The organism is Buchnera aphidicola (Mindarus japonicus), from assembly GCF_039393905.1.
Taxonomy (GTDB): Bacteria; Pseudomonadota; Gammaproteobacteria; order Enterobacterales; family Enterobacteriaceae; genus Buchnera_A; species Buchnera_A aphidicola_B.
The window spans coordinates 118,470-138,033 of sequence record NZ_CP135030.1; the positions used below are offsets into that span (position 1 = coordinate 118,470).

17 protein-coding genes and 1 tRNA gene are annotated in these 19,564 nt (G+C 23.8%); 12 read left to right on the plus strand and 6 right to left on the minus strand.

Annotated elements, in window-relative coordinates:
* The first annotated feature begins 2 nt into the window (after nucleotides 1–2).
* The 7 genes from infC to tgt all read left to right on the plus strand — a co-directional run bounded on the left by infC (nucleotide 3) and on the right by tgt (nucleotide 7,121).
* Nucleotides 3–545 (plus strand): translation initiation factor IF-3, encoded by a 543-nt coding sequence (gene infC / locus RJT65_RS00580; protein WP_343153166.1) that lies wholly within the window; start codon nucleotides 3–5, stop codon nucleotides 543–545.
* A 61-nt stretch (nucleotides 546–606) separates the two neighbouring features.
* Nucleotides 607–804: a 50S ribosomal protein L35 gene (rpmI, locus tag RJT65_RS00585; protein WP_343152929.1), complete on the plus strand. Its 198-nt coding sequence runs from the start codon at nucleotides 607–609 to the stop codon at nucleotides 802–804.
* A 63-nt stretch (nucleotides 805–867) separates the two neighbouring features.
* Nucleotides 868–1,236, plus strand: coding sequence for a 50S ribosomal protein L20 (gene rplT, locus RJT65_RS00590; protein WP_343152931.1), 369 nt, complete (start codon nucleotides 868–870; stop codon nucleotides 1,234–1,236).
* 26 nt (nucleotides 1,237–1,262) lie between these two features.
* Nucleotides 1,263–2,363, plus strand: a complete 1,101-nt coding sequence (gene pheS / locus RJT65_RS00595) for a phenylalanine--tRNA ligase subunit alpha (protein WP_343152933.1) — start codon at nucleotides 1,263–1,265, stop codon at nucleotides 2,361–2,363.
* Between the two features lie 19 nt (nucleotides 2,364–2,382).
* The gene (pheT, locus tag RJT65_RS00600; protein ID WP_343152934.1) at nucleotides 2,383–4,785 is read left to right on the plus strand and encodes a phenylalanine--tRNA ligase subunit beta; all 2,403 of its coding nucleotides are present in this window, start codon (nucleotides 2,383–2,385) and stop codon (nucleotides 4,783–4,785) included.
* Nucleotides 4,786–4,894: 109 nt separating this feature from the next.
* Nucleotides 4,895–5,980 carry a tRNA preQ1(34) S-adenosylmethionine ribosyltransferase-isomerase QueA gene (gene queA, locus RJT65_RS00605; protein ID WP_343152936.1) on the plus strand — a complete coding sequence of 362 codons (1,086 nt, stop codon included), beginning with the start codon at nucleotides 4,895–4,897 and terminating at the stop codon, nucleotides 5,978–5,980.
* A 46-nt stretch (nucleotides 5,981–6,026) separates the two neighbouring features.
* Nucleotides 6,027–7,121 carry a tRNA guanosine(34) transglycosylase Tgt gene (tgt, locus tag RJT65_RS00610; RefSeq protein ID WP_343152939.1) on the plus strand — a complete coding sequence of 365 codons (1,095 nt, stop codon included), beginning with the start codon at nucleotides 6,027–6,029 and terminating at the stop codon, nucleotides 7,119–7,121.
* A 315-nt stretch (nucleotides 7,122–7,436) separates the two neighbouring features.
* Here tgt and glyS read toward each other — a convergent pair whose 3' ends face one another.
* Both glyS and glyQ read right to left on the minus strand, forming a co-directional pair.
* Nucleotides 7,437–9,389 (minus strand): glycine--tRNA ligase subunit beta, encoded by a 1,953-nt coding sequence (glyS, locus tag RJT65_RS00615; protein WP_343152940.1) that lies wholly within the window; start codon nucleotides 9,387–9,389, stop codon nucleotides 7,437–7,439.
* A gap of 18 nt (nucleotides 9,390–9,407) precedes the next feature.
* Entirely contained in the window at nucleotides 9,408–10,283 is an 876-nt protein-coding gene (glyQ, locus tag RJT65_RS00620; protein ID WP_343152941.1) for a glycine--tRNA ligase subunit alpha, read from the minus strand.
* 282 nt (nucleotides 10,284–10,565) lie between these two features.
* Between glyQ and nfo the strand changes: the two genes are divergently transcribed.
* The 3 genes from nfo to RJT65_RS00635 all read left to right on the plus strand — a co-directional run bounded on the left by nfo (nucleotide 10,566) and on the right by RJT65_RS00635 (nucleotide 11,911).
* The gene (gene nfo / locus RJT65_RS00625) at nucleotides 10,566–11,402 is read left to right on the plus strand and encodes a deoxyribonuclease IV (RefSeq protein WP_343152943.1); all 837 of its coding nucleotides are present in this window, start codon (nucleotides 10,566–10,568) and stop codon (nucleotides 11,400–11,402) included.
* Nucleotides 11,403–11,481: 79 nt separating this feature from the next.
* Entirely contained in the window at nucleotides 11,482–11,775 is a 294-nt protein-coding gene (gene rplY, locus RJT65_RS00630; RefSeq protein ID WP_343152946.1) for a 50S ribosomal protein L25, read from the plus strand.
* A gap of 62 nt (nucleotides 11,776–11,837) precedes the next feature.
* A tRNA-Pro gene (locus tag RJT65_RS00635) sits at nucleotides 11,838–11,911 on the plus strand.
* A 56-nt stretch (nucleotides 11,912–11,967) separates the two neighbouring features.
* Here the strand turns inward: RJT65_RS00635 and RJT65_RS00640 are convergent.
* On the minus strand, nucleotides 11,968–12,732 hold the full coding sequence (locus RJT65_RS00640; protein WP_343153168.1) for a DedA family protein: 765 nt from the start codon (nucleotides 12,730–12,732) through the stop codon (nucleotides 11,968–11,970).
* Between the two features lie 157 nt (nucleotides 12,733–12,889).
* Between RJT65_RS00640 and rsmA the strand changes: the two genes are divergently transcribed.
* The gene (gene rsmA, locus RJT65_RS00645; RefSeq protein ID WP_343152948.1) at nucleotides 12,890–13,705 is read left to right on the plus strand and encodes a 16S rRNA (adenine(1518)-N(6)/adenine(1519)-N(6))-dimethyltransferase RsmA; all 816 of its coding nucleotides are present in this window, start codon (nucleotides 12,890–12,892) and stop codon (nucleotides 13,703–13,705) included.
* 97 nt (nucleotides 13,706–13,802) lie between these two features.
* Nucleotides 13,803–14,609 carry a symmetrical bis(5'-nucleosyl)-tetraphosphatase gene (locus tag RJT65_RS00650; RefSeq protein ID WP_343152949.1) on the plus strand — a complete coding sequence of 269 codons (807 nt, stop codon included), beginning with the start codon at nucleotides 13,803–13,805 and terminating at the stop codon, nucleotides 14,607–14,609.
* A 14-nt stretch (nucleotides 14,610–14,623) separates the two neighbouring features.
* On the opposite strand, the gene RJT65_RS00655 is transcribed toward RJT65_RS00650, so the two are convergent.
* Genes RJT65_RS00655 through carA form a run of 3 tightly spaced genes read right to left on the minus strand, consistent with a single transcriptional unit; the run spans nucleotide 14,624 to nucleotide 19,513 of the window.
* Nucleotides 14,624–15,121: a dihydrofolate reductase gene (locus tag RJT65_RS00655; protein WP_343152950.1), complete on the minus strand. Its 498-nt coding sequence runs from the start codon at nucleotides 15,119–15,121 to the stop codon at nucleotides 14,624–14,626.
* Nucleotides 15,111–18,344, minus strand: coding sequence for a carbamoyl-phosphate synthase large subunit (gene carB, locus RJT65_RS00660; RefSeq protein WP_343152951.1), 3,234 nt, complete (start codon nucleotides 18,342–18,344; stop codon nucleotides 15,111–15,113). The genes RJT65_RS00655 and carB overlap by 11 nt, the downstream gene beginning before the upstream one ends.
* A 2-nt stretch (nucleotides 18,345–18,346) precedes the next feature.
* Entirely contained in the window at nucleotides 18,347–19,513 is a 1,167-nt protein-coding gene (gene carA / locus RJT65_RS00665) for a glutamine-hydrolyzing carbamoyl-phosphate synthase small subunit (RefSeq protein WP_343152953.1), read from the minus strand.
* Nucleotides 19,514–19,564: the final 51 nt, after the last annotated feature.

The window sequence follows — 19,564 nt, forward strand, 5'->3', positions numbered from 1 at the left end:
GTATTAAAGGCGGAAAAAGAATAAATTCATCAAAAATGAATCGAATAAATCAAGAAATTCGAGCATCAGAGGTTCGTTTAACAGATGTTAAAGGCGATCAAATAGGTATTTTTAGTTTAAAAGATGCTTTAAAAAAAGCTGAAATTTTAGGAGTAGATTTAGTTGAAATAAGTCCTAATGCTACTCCTCCAGTATGTAAGATGATGAATTATGGAAAATTTTTATATGAAAAAACTAAATTACTTAAAGAACAAAGAAAAAAACAAAAAATTATTCAAATTAAAGAAATAAAATTTAGACCTAGTACTGAAGTTGGAGATTATCAAGTAAAATTAAAAAAATTAATACGATTTTTAAAAAATGGAGATAAAGTTAAAATTACATTACGTTTTAGAGGAAGAGAAATGGCACATCAGGAAATAGGAATTAATATGTTAAAAAGAATAAAAAATGATTTATTTCAATTTTCTACTATAGAATACTTTCCTCGTAAAATAGAAGGCCGTCAAATGGTAATGATTTTATCACCTAAAAAAAATAAATAATTGAATAGATAATCATTTCTAAAAAACATAATTTTTTTATTAACTGAGAATAATTATTTTAATGCCAAAAATTAAAACTTTAAAAAGTGCAGCAAAGCGCTTTAAAAAAACCGAATCAGGTAAATTTAAACGAAAACAAGCGAATTTAAGACATCTTTTAACAAAAAAAACAACTAATAGAAAACGTCATCTACGATCTAAGATAGTTGTTTCTAAAAGTGATATAAATCGAATTATATCTTTTTTACCTTATGCATAATAATATCATAAACTAAAATATTAATACAAGCATGTTTCATCGAGCATGTAGGGAGTTAAAAAAATGGCTCGTATAAAACGAGGAACAGTTGCTCGAGCTCGTCATAAAAAAGTTTTAAAAGAAGCAAAAGGTTATTATGGAGCTCGATCTCGAGCATATAGAGTAGCAGCTCAAGCTGTCATTAAAGCTGGTCAATATGCATATAGAGATAGACGTCAAAAAAAACGAAAATTTCGTCAACTTTGGATTATAAGAATTAATGCTGCTGTTCGATATCATCAAATATCATATAGTAATTTTATGTTTGGTTTAAAAAAATCATTAATTAATATTAATCGAAAAGTTTTATCAGATATCGCGATTTCTGATAAAACAACTTTTGGTCAATTAGTTGAACAATCACGGCTAGCTTTACAAAAAATATCTGCATAATTTTTTTTTTTAATTTATATAACTAAATGAAAAACAAGAGGAGAGTAAAAAACATTTCCTCTTGTTATTTTTTTATTTTTTTTAATAAAAAAGCATATAAAAAAATAATAAAGGTAATAAAATTGAGTATATATGACGAAATTATATTGGTTTTAAAGAAAAGTAAATTATTTAAAACTAGTATTAAAAAAATAACTAGTATTAAAGAATTAGAATTAAAAAAATTAAATTTTTTTGGTAAAAAGGGAGTTTTTGCTAAAATTTTTAAAAAAATATCTTTTTTATCGTTATTAGAAAGAAAAAAATGGAGTGCAGAAGTTAATACAATTAAGAAAGAAATTCAATATTTAATTGAATCTAAAAAAAATGAAATTTTAAAGTTAAGTTTAAAAAATAAAATTAATTCAGAAAAAATAGACGTTACGTTACCTAGTAAACGTTTTAATATAGGCTCTATACATCCAATAAATAAAACTATATATGAAATAGAAGATTATTTTTCTCAAATGGGTTTTAATTTAATTGCTAGTAATTTTGAAATAGAAGATGAATATCATAATTTTGATGCTCTTAATATTCCTAAAGATCATCCAGCTCGAGAATCTCATGATACTTTTTGGATTAATAATAATTATTTATTACGAACTCAAATGTCTAGCATGCAAATTAGAATATTAAAAAAAAATAAATTTCCTGCAAAGATATTAGTATCTGGAAAAGCATATCGTAATGATTATGATACTAAGCATACTCCTATGTTTCACCAAATAGAAGGGATAGTTATTGATAAAAAAATAAATTTTTCTAATTTAAAATGGATAATAAACTCATTTATTGATTATTTTTTTAAAGAAAAGGTAACTAAACGTTTTAGAAATTCTTTTTTTCCATTTACCGTTCCTTCAATGGAAGTGGACATTTTAAAAAAAGAAAAATATTGGATAGAAATATTAGGCTGTGGAATGATACATCCTGTAATTTTAAAAAAAATCAATGTTAGTTCTGAGGATTATCAAGGATTTGCTTTTGGAATGGGAGTTGAAAGATTAGTAATGTTGCGTAATAAAATTACTGATATTCGTTTATTTTTTGAAAATGATTTACGTTTTTTAAAACAATTTAAATAAAAATTAGGTGATATTTGTAATGAAATTTAGCAAAAAATGGTTGTTTGAATGGATTGATCCTGCAATTAATAAAATAAACATTTGTGGTCAAATGACTCAAGCTGGATTAGAGGCTGAAATATCAATTGATAAATTGAACAAATTTAAAAAAGTAATAGTAGGAAATATTGTAGAGTGTACAGCACATCCTAAATCTAAAAAATTAAAAATTTTGCAAGTTGAAATTAGAAAAGAAAAAATTATTCAAATTATCAGCAATGCTAAAAATTGTAAAATAGGAAAAAAAGTTGCTGTAGCTGTTGAAGGTAGTACAGTCTTTAAAAATAAAAAAGTTGTTTCTAAATTATTAAAGAATGAATTATCCGAAGGAATGTTATGTTCTTTTCAAGAGTTAGGAATGTTTGATAATTATATTAATAATGTAGTGGAATTACCTCATAATGCTTTAATTGGGGAAAATATACAAAAATATTTTTCTTTGAAAGATTCTACTATAACTATTAGTGTTCCTTCTAATCGTGCTGACGTATTAGGAATTATTGGTATAGCGAGAGAGGTTTCTGTTTTAAATAATTTAAACTTTTCTAAATTAGAAGAATTTCCATTAACTTCTAAAATAAAAAATTTAGATGATATTAAAATATTAACTTATAAAGAATCTCCAAAATATGTAGGAAGAATTATTAGAAATGTTGATTTAACGAGAGAAACTCCTTTTTGGATGAAAGAAAAATTAAGGTCTTCTGAGATTTTTCTAGAAAAAAATATTATTTCTAATATTATTAACTATGTATTAATTGAATTAAATCAACCAATACATATATGTCCTTGGGATTCAGATGATATTAATTTAACATTTAGATATTCTAAAAGAAATGAGATATTTAAAATAGAAGAAAAAAATTCGATTGTTTTAAATGAAAAAACAGTAGTTGTTGAAAATAAAAATTCAGAAATAATTTTTATTCCTTCTAGTAAAAATTCAATAAATAATAAATCTTATTTAAATAAAAGTAATATTCTTGTCAGTAGTATATTTTTAACTCCTAAATATGCTAAAAATTTATCAAATCAAGATTGGATTTCTTACAAAATTTTAGAAACGTATAAAAGAGGAATGGATTTTGAGCTGCAAGTTTATGCTATAGAATATGTAACTAAATTAGTATTAAAAATATGTGGAGGATTGCCAGATCCTATTTTTGAACAAAAAATATCATCTAATTATTTTAAAAAAATAAAAATTTTTTTACATTTTGAAAAAATAAAAAAAGTTTTAGGTTGTAAAATAAATATTATTGAAATAAAAAGAATCTTAATTGGTTTGGGATTTAAATGTTTAGAGTATAAAAATAATATATGGAAAATCATTGTCCCTACATGGCGTTATGACATTGCTTTTGAAGAAGATATTATTTCTGAGATAGTTCGAATAGTTGGATGTGATCATATTAAATTAATTCCAATAAAATCAAAAAATTTTGTTAACAAAAAAAATGAGTTTTTATCTTCTTTAAAAGAAATAAAAAATATGTTTTTTTATAAAAGTTATAATGAAATAATTAGTTATTCTTTTATAAATCCTTTGCAACAAAATTTTTTTATCGACAACAAAAAAACAATTTCTTTATTAAATCCTATTTCAATAGAAATGTCTTCTATGAGGCAAACATTATTTGTTGGTTTATTAAATGCTATTTCATATAATCAAAATAGACAAGAAACTTCTATTCGATTATTTGAAACAGGATTATGTTTTAAAGTAAATAAAAAAGAAAAATTTAAAATACAACAAGAGTTGTTTATTTCTGGAGCAATAAGTGGAATTTCAACAGAAAAACATTGGAATGTATTATATAAAAAATTAGATTTTTTTGATTTAAAGGATGACTTAGAATCTATGTTTTTTTTAACAGGTTATCATTCTGATATTTCTTTTTTCCCTAAAGTTTTTCCTGGATTACATTGTAAGCAAAGCGCAGAAATATTATTGAATAATATTTCAATTGGAAAAATTGGAACTTTAAGTCCTGTTCTAGTTAAGAAATTTAATTTAAAAGATACTGTTTTTTTATTTGAGATATCAGTTAAAAATTTATTTCCTTTTAACGTTTTTAGTATTAATAATGTTTCTATTTTTCCAAGTAGTAAAAAAGATATATCTTTTTTAATATCTGAAAAATTTTTATCTTGTGATATCATCAAAGAATGCGAATTAATATCTTCTGAAAATATTAAAAAAGTTTCTTTAATAGATATATATAGTGATAAAAAATTTTTTAAGGGAATGAAAAGTATGACAATTAGTTTATTTTTTCAAAATCAACACAAAACGTTAATGGAAGATGAAATACTAAAGTTAGTGGAAAAATGTATTTTTCAACTAAAAGAAAAGTTTAATATTATTTTAAGAAATAAGTAATTTTTTATTAAGAATTAAATTTTTAAATATGTATTTTTTATACATTTCAAAAAAAATGTGATAAATTATTAAAATAAATAAAAATTTTTATAAAAATTATAAAATAGATATGTATCATTTTTCTGATTTTGATTTTTTTTTACCTAAATCTTTAATACCTTATTATCCGATTTTATCTAGGAGTAAAAGCCGATTATTATTAATCGATGGTGAATGTGGAAAAATCAAACATTCTTTTTTTAAAAATATTGTTAACTATTTTAATTCTAAAGACTTGTTAATATTCAATAATACCAAGGTTATTCCAGCTAGAATTTTTGGAGTAAAAGAAAAAACTGGTGGAAAAGTAGAAATTTTTGTTTTAGAAATAAAAAATGATACTAAAGTAATAGCAAAAATTCGGTCTTCTAATTCTTGTAAAATAGGAGATATTTTCATATGTGGAAATAAAAAAAAATTTTATTGTTCAATTATATCAATAAAAGAAAAATGTTTTGAAATAAAATTTCATAATGTAAAAAAAGTGTTGGATATGTTATATATTTTAGGACATATTCCCTTACCTCCTTATATTCATCGAAAAGATAATGTTCATGATAAAATTTTTTATCAAACAGTATATGGAAATCAACCAGGATCTGTAGCAGCTCCGACTGCCGGTTTACATTTTGACTACTTGCTATTAAATGAATTAAAAAAAAGAAATGTTCAATTTTCTTTTATTACTTTGCATATTGGTTTAGGAACGTTTCAAACTATTACGACAAATAGTATCAAAGATCACATCATGCATTCAGAGTATGTACAAGTGACTTCAGAAGTTATTAATAACATATCAAAGTGTAAAAAAAGAGGAAACAGAGTTATAGCTGTTGGAACAAGCACAATTAGAGCGCTTGAAACGGTTCAAAACTATAATAGAAAAGAAAAAAAAAATATAACTTCTTTTTTTGGAAAAACAAATATTTTTATTTATCCTGGTTACAAGCATACCGTTGCTGATGGATTAATTACAAATTTTCATCTTCCAAAATCTACATTAATATTATTAGTAGCATCTTTTTTGGGTTGCAAAAACACCATTAACGTTTATAAAGAAGCTATTAAAAAAAAATATAGATTTTTAAGTTATGGAGATGCAATGTTTATTACTAAAAAAAAACAGAATGAAAAGAAAAATATTTTTTTTTCTTAAAAAACAGATTTTTTATCATATATAATTTTTTTTAAAAGGTGAAAATTTGAAATTTCAAGTTTTAAATAAAGATGGTTTAGCAAGATATGGACGTTTAAACCTAGGAGGAGCAATAATAGAAACTCCGGTATTTATGCCAGTAGGTACTTATGGTTGTGTAAAAGGAGTTTCTTCTAAAGATTTAGAAAAAATTGGTATAGATATAATATTAGGAAATGCTTTTCATTTATACTTTCGACCTGGAGAAAATATTATAAATTTTTTTGGTAGTTTGCATAATTTTATGAATTGGAAAGGAAAAATATTAACTGATTCTGGAGGGTATCAAGTTTTTAGCTTGTCTAACTTTTGTAAAGTTTCAGAAGAAGGAGTAAATTTTAGAAATCCAGAGAATGGAAATTTATTATTTCTAACTCCAGAAAAGTCAATTGATATTCAACATTGTTTACAATCAGATATCGTAATGTGTTTTGATGAATGTGTTTCATATCCAAATAGTTGGGATAAAGTAAAAAATTCCGTTGAACGATCTTTAAGATGGGCTAAAAGAAGCAAGGAACAATTTAATAAAAAAAATAGTAAAAATGCATTATTTGGAATTATCCAAGGAGGAATATTTAAGGATTTAAGAGATTTTTCAATGCTTGAAATGTTGAAGATTGGATTTGATGGATATGCTTTGGGAGGTTTTGCAGTAGGAGAACCAAAAAGAATAATGTATTCTTTGATAGAAAAAATTTCTTTGAAGTTACCTGAAGAAAAACCAAGGTATTTAATGGGTATAGGAAAACCAATTGACATTATAGAAGCTGTAAGTAAAGGGATTGATATGTTTGATTGTGTTATTCCAACTAGAAATGCTAGAAATGGTTTTTTATTTACAAAAAAACAAATAGTTAGAATTCGGAATTCAAAATATAAAAATGATGGTTTTCCTGTAGATTCCGAATGTAAGTGTTATACATGTAAAAATTATAGTAGAGCATATTTGCATCATTTAGATAAATGCAATGAAACGTTAGGAATTAGATTAAATTCTATACATAATATTTTTTATTATCAAACTCTTATGAGTGACTTAAGGAAATCGATAAAAAAAAATGAATTAAAGAAATTTATTCAAAATTTTTATTATCAGTAATAATATTAATGATAAAATTAAATACTAAAATTTTTTAAAAAAATAATAAAAATCATATTATGATCATAATAAATCATCAATTAAAAAATTTAATTTTTATATATTAATTTTTATAGTATAAATATATTTTCTAAAAAAAATATTATATTTTTAAGTAAAATTTTTATTTTTTATATTATATATATAATATATATTATATATATCGTATAGATATATATAACATATACAAATATGAATCTACTTTTATAAAAAAATACTAAATAATACATTTTATGTAATGTAGAGTTATATTAAAATAACTAACATAATTTTTAGTTAAATTAACAAAGAAAAATTTGTAATTTTTAAAAAAATTTTTTTTATGAAATATAATAATGATAAACGATTTAAACGAATATTATCATTTTTATGAAAAATAGTTGTCTTTTTAAAAAAATTTTCTATAAAACTTTGTAAATTAATTACTTCCAGTAATGAATCTTTATATTTTTTTTTATCTAAAAACTTTTTTATTATTTTTTTTGATTTTTTAAAAGCAAAAAATAATTCTATTTCATTTGTATCAATTAAAAAATTTTCATTAATGGCAGTATTAATTTTTTCGCTGTTTTTTTTCAGTATATTTTGAATTCTTTTATACATTTTAACTAATAAATTTAACTTCTCATTCAAAGATGAGATTTGGATTATTCTATTGTTAATTTCTATTAATTCATCTAATTCTAGATAGAAAACAGATTTAACTATTTTAACGGAAAAACCTTGATCTTTGTAAAAGCTAAATAATCGGTTTAAAATAAATTTTTTTATTTGAAATGTTATTTTCAAATCATTATTTGAAGACATATTTTTAATAGAATTTTTAATTAATTCAGTTAAATTTATATTAATTTGATTAAATAAAATTATTTTAATTATTCCTAATGCTGCTCTTCTTAATGAAAAAGGATCTTTGTCTCCTGAAGGAATTTTATTAATTAGAAATATACTAGAAATAGTATCGATTTTATCTGCTATTAGCAAAGTGCAGGAAACTGGATGAAAAAGAATTTTTTTCTTTTTTTTAAATAAATAATATTGATCTTGAATAGCATGAATTACGGAAGAAGATTCGTTATTACATGAAGCATAATAACTTCCTATAGTACCTTGCAATTCTGGAAATTCGAATACCATATTGGTAACAAGGTCACATTTTGATAACAGAGCAGCTCGAATTGAATCTTTTAAGTTTGCTTTAGTAAACTTAGAAATCCATTTTGATAATTTTTTTAATCTCATAGTTTTATCAAATAAAGTTCCTATTTTTTCTTGGAAAATTATGTTTTTTAAAGCAGGAAGATAGTTTTCTAATGCTATTGCAGTATCTTTTTTTAAAAAAAATTGAATATCTAATAATCTTGAATGTATTACTGTTTCATTTCCAAAAATTATTTTTTTATAATCTTTTACTATTATGTTAGCAACAATTAAAAAATGGTTTTTTAATTTACTAGATGTTTTATATATTGGAAAACATTTTTGAATATTTTGTATAACATGAATTAGTATTTTTACTGGAATTTTTAAAAATTTTTCTTCAAATTTTCCCATTAATATACTAGGCCATTCTACTAATGATGTTGTTTCTTCTAATAGATTTTTATTAATTTTAGGAATTCCGTTTATTTTTTTTATTTTTTTTAATATTTTTTCATATATTATTTTTTTTCTTTCTTCATAATTTGATATTACTTTTCCTATATTTTTTAGTAGTAAAGGATATTCATTAGCATGATTAATAGTAATTTTTTGATTATGCATTAATAAATGCCCTATAGTTTTTCGATCAGCTGAAATATTAAATAATTTAATATTAACAATTTCTTTATTTAGTAAAGCTAAAACATTTCTAACTGGTCTATAAAATCTATATTCATTACTATCCCATTTCATTAATTTAGAAGAAATAATTTTTTTAATAGAAAAATTGATAATTTTTGATAAAAAGTAGATAATGTTTTTAGGATCATTTTTTTTTTTAATACTAGTGTCTAACGAATCAATTAATTTTTTTTCTTCAGAGAAACTATAATAATTTTCATTATTTAATAAATATAATTTTATAGCTATTCTTCTTGGTGTTGTAAATAAAAATATTTTTTCGTATTTTATGTGATATACAGTTAACAATTTTTTAAAATTATTAAAAAAAGATTCCGATAGATTTTGAAGTATATTTGATGGAAGTTCTTCTGTTCCTAATTCAAATAAAAATATTTTTTCCATAAGTCCTCTAGATAAAAATTATGATAAGTTTTTATATTTAGTAGCTATTTCTTTAGTTAATGTACGTATAAAAAGAATTTTTTTTTGTCTTTCAGAAGAAGACATAGTTTTTTTAGCATCTAATAAATTAAAATTATGTATAGCATATAAAACATGTTCATATGATGGAATAAATAAAGGAGGATTGAGAGAAAATAATCTTTTTGATTCTAGTATATGATTTTCAAAAAGATTTGATAATAATTGAATATTAGAATGTTGAAAATTGTAAGAGGATTGTTCTATTTCATTTTGAAGAAATAAATCTTTGTAAGAGACACTATTTTTTTTATTTTTGCTCCAGATTAATTTATATACATTTGTTACATTTTGTATATGCATAGATATTCGTTCTATTCCATAAGTAATTTCAACAGTTACAGGATTACATTGCACGCCTCCCATTTGTTGAAAATATGTAAACTGAGTAATTTCCATTCCATTTAGCCAGACTTCCCATCCCATTCCCCAAGCTCCTAAAGTGGTATTTTCCCAATTATCTTCTACGAAACGTATATCGTTTTTTGTAGTATCAATAAAAATATATTTTAAAGATTCTAAATACAAATCTTGAATATTTGATGGAACCGGATTAATTATAATTTGAAATTGATAATAATGTTGTAAACGATTATTATTTTTTCCATATCTTCCATCATAAGGTCTTCTAGAAGGTTGAATATATCCAAATTTAGCAGCTGTACCAGCTATGGTTGTAAAAAATGTTTTATGATGAAATGTTCCTGCTCCAACTGAAATATCTAGTGGTTGAATTATGTGACATCCTTTTTTTGTCCAAAAATTTTCTAATTTATGAATTGTCTCGAAAATAGTTAGATAATTTTTTTTTTTCATTTTTTTTCTTATAAAGTTAATTACATTATTATAATATGATTTATATCATAAATTATTAAAATAATATTTTGTAAAAATATTTGATATTTAATTCATCAAATATTGCCTAAGAAGTATTAATAACATAATCGTTTACAAATTACATTTTAATAAAAAATAATTGTATTTATTAAATGTTTTTTTGATTATAAAAAAATTATAAATTAAAAAAAATATGTTGTTCTTTAACATATAGTAATATACATATATATAACATTATTATTTTTTGGATTAACTTAAAATATGAAATATATTGGAGCACATGTAAGTGCTGCTGGTGGAATAAAAATGGCAGTTATTAGAGCTTATGAATTAGGAGCAACTGCCTTTGCATTTTTTACTAAAAATCAAAGAAGATGGAAATCTATCCCCTTAACTGAAATAGAAATATTAGATTTTAAATCTACATGCATTAAGTATAAATTTAGTAATTCTCAAATATTACCTCATAGTAGTTATTTAATTAATTTATGCCATCCTGAAAAAGAATTATTAAAAAAATCTAGAGAAGCATTTATAGACGAATTACATCGTTGTCAACAATTGGGATTGTCATATTTAAATTTTCATCCAGGTAGTTTTCTACAAAAATTTAACGAAGATAAGTCTTTACAACTTGTTTCAGATTCGATTAATATAGCTTTAGAAAAAGTTAAAAATATATGTGTAGTAATAGAAAATACTTCTGGACAAGGTACTAACGTAGGATATTGTTTTGAACAATTATCTAAAATAATACAAAAAGTTGATGATAAATCAAGAGTGGGAGTTTGTATTGATACTTGTCATTTGTTTTCTTCTGGATACGATTTACGAACAAAAAAAGATTGTGAGAATACGTTTAAATTATTTGAAAATATTATAGGATTTAATTACTTAAAAGGAATGCATTTAAATGACTCCAAAGCAACATTTAATAGCCGTTTAGATCGTCATCATAATTTAGGAAAAGGAAATATAGGAATAATTCCATTTGATTGGATTATGAAACAAAAAGAATTTGAAAATATTCCGTTAATTTTAGAAACTATCGATTCTAGTTTATGGAAAAAAGAAATTTCTTTACTACAGTCTATTTAGACTGTATTTTAAATTTTAAAAAAATAATAAATTTTTATAAAAATATATAAAATTTATATTCGTATTTAATAGGAAAAAAATGATGTTAACTATTCACGCCGTACAAAGAAATAAAACAGGAAAAAGTGCTAGTAGAGCTTTACGAGTAAACAATAAATTTCCAGCTATAGTATATGGAATAAAAAAACCAACATTACATATTGAAATAGATGATAAAATTATTATTAATTCTAAATTTTATAAAAAAAAAGTAAAATTAATTGTTTGTAGTAAAAAATATGTTGTTACAATTAAAGAAATTCATTACCATCCATTTAAACCTAAGATAATACATATGGATTTTATTTATACAAACCAAATTAAACAGCAATAGTTTTTATTTTATAAATAGTAGTTTTAATAAATATTTTTTTAAAAAACTGTTCAAATAAATTTCGGCACGTAGCGCAGTTTGGTAGCGCACTGTCATGGGGTGTCAGTGGTCGAGGGTTCAAATCCCTCCGTGCCGATTGTTTAGAAATAAGATATATAAATTATTTAAAACAATTTAAATATATGATTTTTCTTAAAAAGAAATAATTTTTATTATAGCATGTCTAAGAAACGATATTTTTGGATGAAATTGAAGTAAAATAAATCCAACAATTCCAAAAGAAATTAGGAAAAATCCAATATAGTTAATTTTTTTTATTGATAATGAAAATGTTAATAGTTGATTAACGTTTTTATTTCTATTTATCCATAAAAACCATATTCCAATAGAAAACGTTAAAAATATAATTGATAAAATCCATTTAAGATAATTTTCATTTTCATTATATTTTGGAGTATTTAATACTATTCCCGTTATAATACCGGGAAAAAAATAAACAGGAGGCCATAGTAAGCAACCAATTATATCAGGAATTATAAATTTTCTAAAAGATAATTTCAACATTCCTGAAACCATTGGAATTAAAGATCTAGTAGGACCAATGAAACGACCAATAAGTATTGTAGCCATACTATGCGTACGAATAGTATTTTTTATTTTCGAAAGAATAGATTCATATTTTTTTATATTTTTTAAAAAATATAACCAGTTTTTAAATTTTAGTCCTAAGAAATAAGATAGCCAATCTCCAAGTAAACATCCTATGCTACTAGCGATCCATGCTGCATAGAAGTTTAAATTTTGATTTCCTATTAATGTACCTATCATAGACATAAAAACAATGCCTGGTAAAAATAAACCAATGATTGCTAATGATTCTAAAAAAGAAATTATAATTATAATTATATAAGAATAAGTTAAAGATTGCAAAAGTAGTAATTTTAACCATGATTCCATAAATTCTCGTTTCATTTATATTGATTTATGTTTTATATATTTTATACTTTATCAAAAAAAATAAAATTTATATTTTTTATTATTTTAGAAAAAACATTTTTTATGAAATAAAAATTAAAAAAAATAAATATTTAAAAAAATAAATAAGTTGTATAATATGAAAAAAAACTTTAATTTATTCAAACCTTCTAAAAAATTCGGACAAAATTTTTTAATTGATAAAATTGTTATTAGTAATATTGTTGATAACCTTAATCCAAAATCAGGTGAAGTTTTACTAGAAATTGGACCAGGATTTGGTTCTTTGACTTTTCCTATATTAAAACGTATAGATAAACTTTATGCTGTAGAAATTGATAAAAATTTATCAGAAAAATTAAAAAATTTTTTTTCTCCAGAAAAATTGACAATTTTTTCTGAAAATATTATTAAATTCAATTTTTTAAAGTTTTATAAAAAAAAAGCTAAACGGATACGAATCTTTGGAAATTTACCGTATAATATTTCAGTATTTTTAATGATAAAATTATTAAAATTTAGTTATCTTATAGAAGATATGCATTTTATGTTTCAAAAAGAGGTCGCTGATCGTATTCAAGCTAATCCTAGTGAAAAAAGTTATGGAAAACTAAGCATTATTATTCAGTACTTTTTCAAAGTAACATTATTATTAGATATTTCTAAAGAATCATTTTCCCCTATTCCTAAAGTTAATTCTTCTTTTATTCGTTTACAACCACATGTTTGTTCTCCTTATCATGTAAAAGATATTACGATGTTATCGTATGTTACTAACGTAGCATTTTCTCAAAGAAGAAAAATAGTTAAGCATAGTTTATCAAAATTATTTTCTGAAAAAAAATTATGTGATTTAGGTATTAATCCTTTACTAAGAGCTGAAAATATATCAATATCTGAATATTGTCGTCTAACTGAATATTTAGTTAAAAAAAATTTTTTAATTCCAAAATAAAAAAAAATTTTTATATTTAGTTTTAAAAATATATTAAAAAAATTTATTAAAAATATTTTTTGTTGGTTATGTTTTTAATTATTTAGGAAAAAAATAAATGAGTAATTATTTTGTAGGAGATGTGCATGGTTGTTATAGAGAATTAAAACTATTATTACAGCAAGTTAAATTCAACCCCGTTAAAGACATGCTTTGGTTAAGCGGAGATTTAGTTTCAAGAGGACCTGATTCATTAAGTGTACTTCAATATATTGTTTCATTGGAAAAATCAGTAAAGATAGTTTTAGGAAATCATGATTTGAATTTATTATTAATACATTCCGGATTAAGAAAAAGTAGTAAAAAAAATAATTTAGATAAATTGTTAGCAGCTAGAGATATTGATAAACTAATTAATTGGTTGCGAGATCAACCATTATTAAGAGTGGATGAAGAAAAAAAAATACTAATATCTCATGCTGGTATTTCTCCACAATGGGATATTCAAACAGCAAAGAAATGTGCTAAAGAATGCAAGTCGTTATTAAAAAAAGAAAATTATTCTAATATTTTAAATTCTATTAGAGGAGATTATCCAAATTATTGGAAAGATGAATTAACTGGAATCTCTCGCTTTAGATTTTCTGTAAATGTTTTAACAAGAATGAGATACTGTTTTTTGGATGGCAGTTTAGAAATGAATTCTAAAGAAAATCCATCGTTAATTACAAAGAATATTAAACCTTGGTATGAGATTAAAAATTCTTTTAGTAATAACAATTATAAAGTTTTTTTTGGACATTGGTCAACTTTAGTAGGTAGTAAAACCCCGGATTGGCTTATTCCATTAGACACAGGTTGTTGTTGGGGAGGTGGATTGACAATGTTTCGATTAGAAGATCAAAAAAAATTTGTTCAATTTTAATATCTATATCTTATTTATTTTTTAATTAATATACTAAAACAAAATTTTATTTTCTTTAAATTATAAAAATAATATTTTTTTTGGTGAAAAATCATTTTCCACATGTTTTTTTTAAAACAATTAGGAAAATAAGTATCACCTATGATATTAAAATCAATGTTTGTAATATATAATTTGTCAATATAGGGAAACATTTGGAAGTATATATGTGATCCACCTATAATCATAATTTCTTTTTTTTTATTTTTTTTTTCAAATTCAAGCAACTCTTTAATGGAAAAAAAAGATATAATTCCCTTAGTAGTAATTGGATTACTACTAATGATGATATTTTTTCGCATAGGCAAAGGATTACAATTTAAAGATTCCCAAGTTTTTCGACCCATTACAACAAACTTATTAATAGTATTTTTTTTAAACCAAATTAAATCTTCTGGTATGTGCCAGGGTATTTTTTGTTTGAATCCAATTACCAAATTTTTACTTATGGCAGTTATTAAACTAAAAGTCATATTTTTTTTCTTGATGTATTTTTTGTAAAGAACATATATTTTTTACAGGATCATTGTTAAGTGCCATAATAGTTGCAAATGCTCCATTTAAAGTAGAATCATAATGTATTTTATATTCTAAAGCGTTAGAACATATTAATTTAGATTCTTCAATTTCTTTATAAGAATTGGAAATATTAATAATATATGAATATTCTTTATTTTTTAATCTATCTTGTATATTTGGACGTCCTTCATTAAGGTTATTAACAAATCTTGAATAGATTCCAGCTTTTTTTAAAATTTTAAATGTTTCGTTAGTAGAATCTAATTTAAAACCTATTTTCTTTAATTTAATAGCTAAATTAATAATACTTGTTATATTATTTTCTTTTGTTGCAGAGAGTAAAACTCTACCTGGTAATTTTACATTTATTTGGGCACCTAATAATGCTTTTGAAAAAGCAGCAGAAAAATTCTTACCTATTCCCATAACTTCTCCTGTTGATCTCATTTCAGGGCCTAATAATGGATTGACTTTATCAAATTTATTAAATGGAAGCACTACTTCTTTTACAGAATAGTAAGAAGGAATTATTTCTGTTACGAAACCTTGTGAAATTAAACTTTTTCCAACTATAGTTAAAGCAGAAATTTTTGCTAATGCTATTCCTATGGCTTTTGAAACAAAAGGTACAGTTCTTGCAGCTCTTGGATTGACTTCTAATACGTATAATTCTTTATTTTTTATAGCAAATTGAATATTGATTAATCCTAAAACTGATAGTTCAAAAGCTATTTTTTTTACTTGAGTTCGAATTTTATCTAGTATTTTTTGTTCTAAAGTATATGTTGGCAAAGAACAGGCAGAGTCTCCAGAATGAATCCCAGCTTGTTCAATATGTTCCATAATACCCCCGATAACAACATTTTTTCCATCGCATATAGCATCTACATCAACTTCGATAGCTCCCTGTAAATAATGATCAAGCAAAATAGGAACATTTTTTAACTCAATGGCTTTATTTTGAAAATATTTTTTTAAGTAATCAGAATTATATATTATTTCCATTGAACTCCCGCCTATTACATAAGATGGGCGTACTATAATAGGATAACCAATTTTTTTTGCTTCATCTAAAGCTTCTTTTAAATCAATAACAGTTGAATTTTTAGGTTGTTTTAATCCTAATTTTTTAATCATTAATTGAAATTTATCTCGATCTTCAGCTCGATCTATATTTTCTGGACTAGTTCCGAGAATTTTAACATTCTCTTTTTGAAGAAGTTTAGCTAATTTTAAGGGCGTTTGTCCTCCATATTGAATAATTACTCCATATGGATTTTCTATCCTAATAATTTCTAATACATTTTCTAATGTAACAGGTTCAAAATATAGTCGGTCAGAAATATCATAATCTGTAGAGACTGTCTCTGGATTGCAATTAATCATAATTATTTCAAATCCAGAATTTCGTAATGATAAAGCAGCATGAACACAACAATAATCAAACTCAATACCTTGTCCTATTCTATTTGGCCCTCCTCCTAATATTATAATTTTATGATCATTATTATTTGGATGGGATTCGCATTCTTCCTCCCATGTTGAATACATATATGCTGTTTCTGTAGCAAATTCAGCTGCACAAGTATCTACACGTTTGTAAACAGGATAAAGATTGTATAGTTTTCTTTTTTCTCTAATTTCTTTTTCTGTAGATTTTGTAATAAAAGCAATTCTTTCGTCAGAAAATCCTTTTCTTTTTAAAAAATATAAATAATTTTTTTTAATTTTAGAAATTTTTATTTTTTTTAGTTTTTCTTCTATCTCAATTAATTCTTTTATTTGTATTAAAAACCATGGATCTATTGAACTTAATTTGTAAACACTATGAATGGACATTCCCATTCTAAAAGCATCTCCAATATACCATAATCGTTCAGAACCTGGATTTTTTAATTCAAATTTAATTCGAGTTAAATTGCTTTCATGGTTTTTTGAAAATTTAGAGTTAAATCCAGCAGTATTAGTTTCTAATCCTCGGATAGCTTTTTGAATAGATTCTTGAAAAGTTCTACCTATTGCCATAACTTCACCAACTGATTTCATCTGAGTAGTTAATCGATCATTACAACCTTTAAATTTTTCAAAATTGAATCTAGGTATTTTTGTAACAATATAATCAATCGAAGGTTCAAAAGAAGCAGGAGAAGATTGACTAGTGATATCATTTCTTAATTCATCAAGAGTATAGCCTACAGCTAATTTAGCAGCTATTTTAGCAATAGGAAAACCTGTTGCTTTAGATGCTAAAGCAGAAGACCTAGAAACTCTAGGATTCATCTCAATGACAATCATTTTTCCATTTTTTGGGTTTACTGCAAATTGAACATTAGATCCACCTGTTTTTAATCCAATTTCTCTTAATATTTTTATAGAAGCATCACGCATTAATTGATATTCTTTATCTGTTAAAGTTTGAGCTGGAGCTACAGTAATAGAATCTCCTGTATGTATACCCATAGGATCTAAGTTTTCTATGGAACATACGATAATACAATTATCATTTTGGTCTCTTACAACTTCCATTTCGTATTCTTTCCATCCAATTAATGATTCATCAATTAAAAGTTCATGAGTTGGAGAAAGTTCAAGTCCTTTTTCACAAATTTCTTTGAATTCCTCATGGTTATAAGCAATTCCTCCTCCAGATCCACCCATTGTAAATGAAGGTCTTATAATACAAGGAAAACCAATTTTTTTAGATGTTTGGTAGGCATCTTTCATATTATGAGCAATCCCTGATTTAGCTGTTTTTAATCCTATTTTATTTATTAATTTTTCAAATAATTTTCTATTTTCAGCTTTTTCTATTGCATCAGCAGTTGCTCCTAGCATTAATACATTGTTAGTTGACAATATTCCTTTATTTTCTAATTCTAAAGCACAATTAAGAGCAGTTTGTCCACCCATAGTTGGTAACAAAGCATCTGGTTTTTCTTTGCAAATAATTTTTTCAATAATTTTCCAATGAATTGGTTCGATATAAGTAACGTCCGCCATATCGGGATCGGTCATTATAGTAGCAGGATTAGAATTAACTAAAATAGTTTTGTATCCCTCTTCTCGCAACGCTTTACAAGCTTGAGCACCAGAATAATCAAATTCACATGCTTGTCCAATGATTATTGGACCTGCTCCCAGAATTAAAATAGATTTAATGTCGGTTCTTTTGGGCATTTTTATTTTTTTCCTGATTTTTTTTGGTTAGAATATATTTTTATTAAATCAATAAAGTTATTAAATAGTGATGAGGAGTCATGAGGTCCTGGACTAGCTTCGGGATGTCCTTGAAAACTAAATACAGGTTTTGTATTCCATTGTAACCCTTGAATAGAATTATCGAATAATGACTTATGTGTTATCCCAACATTTTTAGGAATTGAATTAATATCTACTGTAAATCCATGGTTTTGAGAGGTAATCATAACAGAGTTAGAAACTAAATTTTTTACAGGGTGATTAGCTCCATGATGTCCAAATTTCATTTTAATTATTTTAGCTCCGCTAGCTAATGCTAAAAGTTGATGTCCTAAACAAATTCCAAACATAGGAATGTTTATTTCTAAAAATTTTTTTATAGTGTTTATAATATAGTTACATGGTCTAGGGTCTCCAGGACCATTTGATAAAAAAATTCCATCTGGAGATAGTAGCATTGCTTCTTCAAAGCTAGTTTTGGCCGGTACAATTGTAAGAAAGCAATTTCTATCAACTAACATTTTTAGCATGCTTTTCTTTACACCAAAGTCATAAACAATTATATGAAAAGATGTTTTTTTTTTATTTAAAAAAATATTATTTTTATTTTTTTGTAAAAAATTTAAATTTTTTCCTTTTTTATAAGGAAAACAAGTAGAAACAGTTTTAACTAAATCTAGTCCTTGTAAACCTGGAAATTTTTTAATTTCAAGTGTTGCTTTTTTTACATTTGTATATTCTTCTCCAGAAATAATACATGCATTTTGAGATCCTTTTGTTCGTATGATTCGAGTTAGTTTTCTTGTATCTATATCAGAAATAGCTACAATATTATTTTTTTTCAAATACTCTGGAAAAGTACCAAGACTTCGATAATTACTGGAAATGAGAGAAATTTCTCTAACGATTAATCCTTTAGCATGTATTTTTTTTGATTCCTCATCTTCTAAATTAACACCAACGTTTCCAATATGAGGATGAGTTAAAACAATTAACTGATGAGAATAAGAAGGATCAGTAAGTATTTCTTGATAACCAGTAATAGAAGTATTGAATACAATTTCCCCTACAGTAGAACCTATTTTTCCTATAGATTTTCCATAAAATATAGTTCCGTCTTCTAGAACTAATATTGCCGATTTTCTCAAATGAAACTCCAATTATTAAAATTAATTATTTAAAAATACTTTTAAAAAAAA

Bases quoted from the DNA above. Each gene is read 5' to 3' on its own strand.
- rpmI (WP_343152929.1), top strand. From the start codon at position 607: ATGCCAAAAATTAAAACTTTAAAAAGTGCAGCAAAGCGCTTTAAAAAA.
- rplT (WP_343152931.1), top strand. From the start codon at position 868: ATGGCTCGTATAAAACGAGGAACAGTTGCTCGAGCTCGTCATAAAAAA.
- pheS (WP_343152933.1), top strand. From the start codon at position 1,263: ATGAAAAACAAGAGGAGAGTAAAAAACATTTCCTCTTGTTATTTTTTT.
- pheT (WP_343152934.1), top strand. From the start codon at position 2,383: ATGAAATTTAGCAAAAAATGGTTGTTTGAATGGATTGATCCTGCAATT.
- queA (WP_343152936.1), top strand. From the start codon at position 4,895: ATGTATCATTTTTCTGATTTTGATTTTTTTTTACCTAAATCTTTAATA.
- glyS (WP_343152940.1), bottom strand. From the start codon at position 9,389: ATGGAAAAAATATTTTTATTTGAATTAGGAACAGAAGAACTTCCATCA.
- glyQ (WP_343152941.1), bottom strand. From the start codon at position 10,283: ATGAAAAAAAAAAATTATCTAACTATTTTCGAGACAATTCATAAATTA.
- nfo (WP_343152943.1), top strand. From the start codon at position 10,566: ATGAAATATATTGGAGCACATGTAAGTGCTGCTGGTGGAATAAAAATG.
- rplY (WP_343152946.1), top strand. From the start codon at position 11,482: ATGATGTTAACTATTCACGCCGTACAAAGAAATAAAACAGGAAAAAGT.
- RJT65_RS00640 (WP_343153168.1), bottom strand. From the start codon at position 12,732: ATGGAATCATGGTTAAAATTACTACTTTTGCAATCTTTAACTTATTCT.
- rsmA (WP_343152948.1), top strand. From the start codon at position 12,890: ATGAAAAAAAACTTTAATTTATTCAAACCTTCTAAAAAATTCGGACAA.
- RJT65_RS00650 (WP_343152949.1), top strand. From the start codon at position 13,803: ATGAGTAATTATTTTGTAGGAGATGTGCATGGTTGTTATAGAGAATTA.
- RJT65_RS00655 (WP_343152950.1), bottom strand. From the start codon at position 15,121: ATGACTTTTAGTTTAATAACTGCCATAAGTAAAAATTTGGTAATTGGA.
- carB (WP_343152951.1), bottom strand. From the start codon at position 18,344: ATGCCCAAAAGAACCGACATTAAATCTATTTTAATTCTGGGAGCAGGT.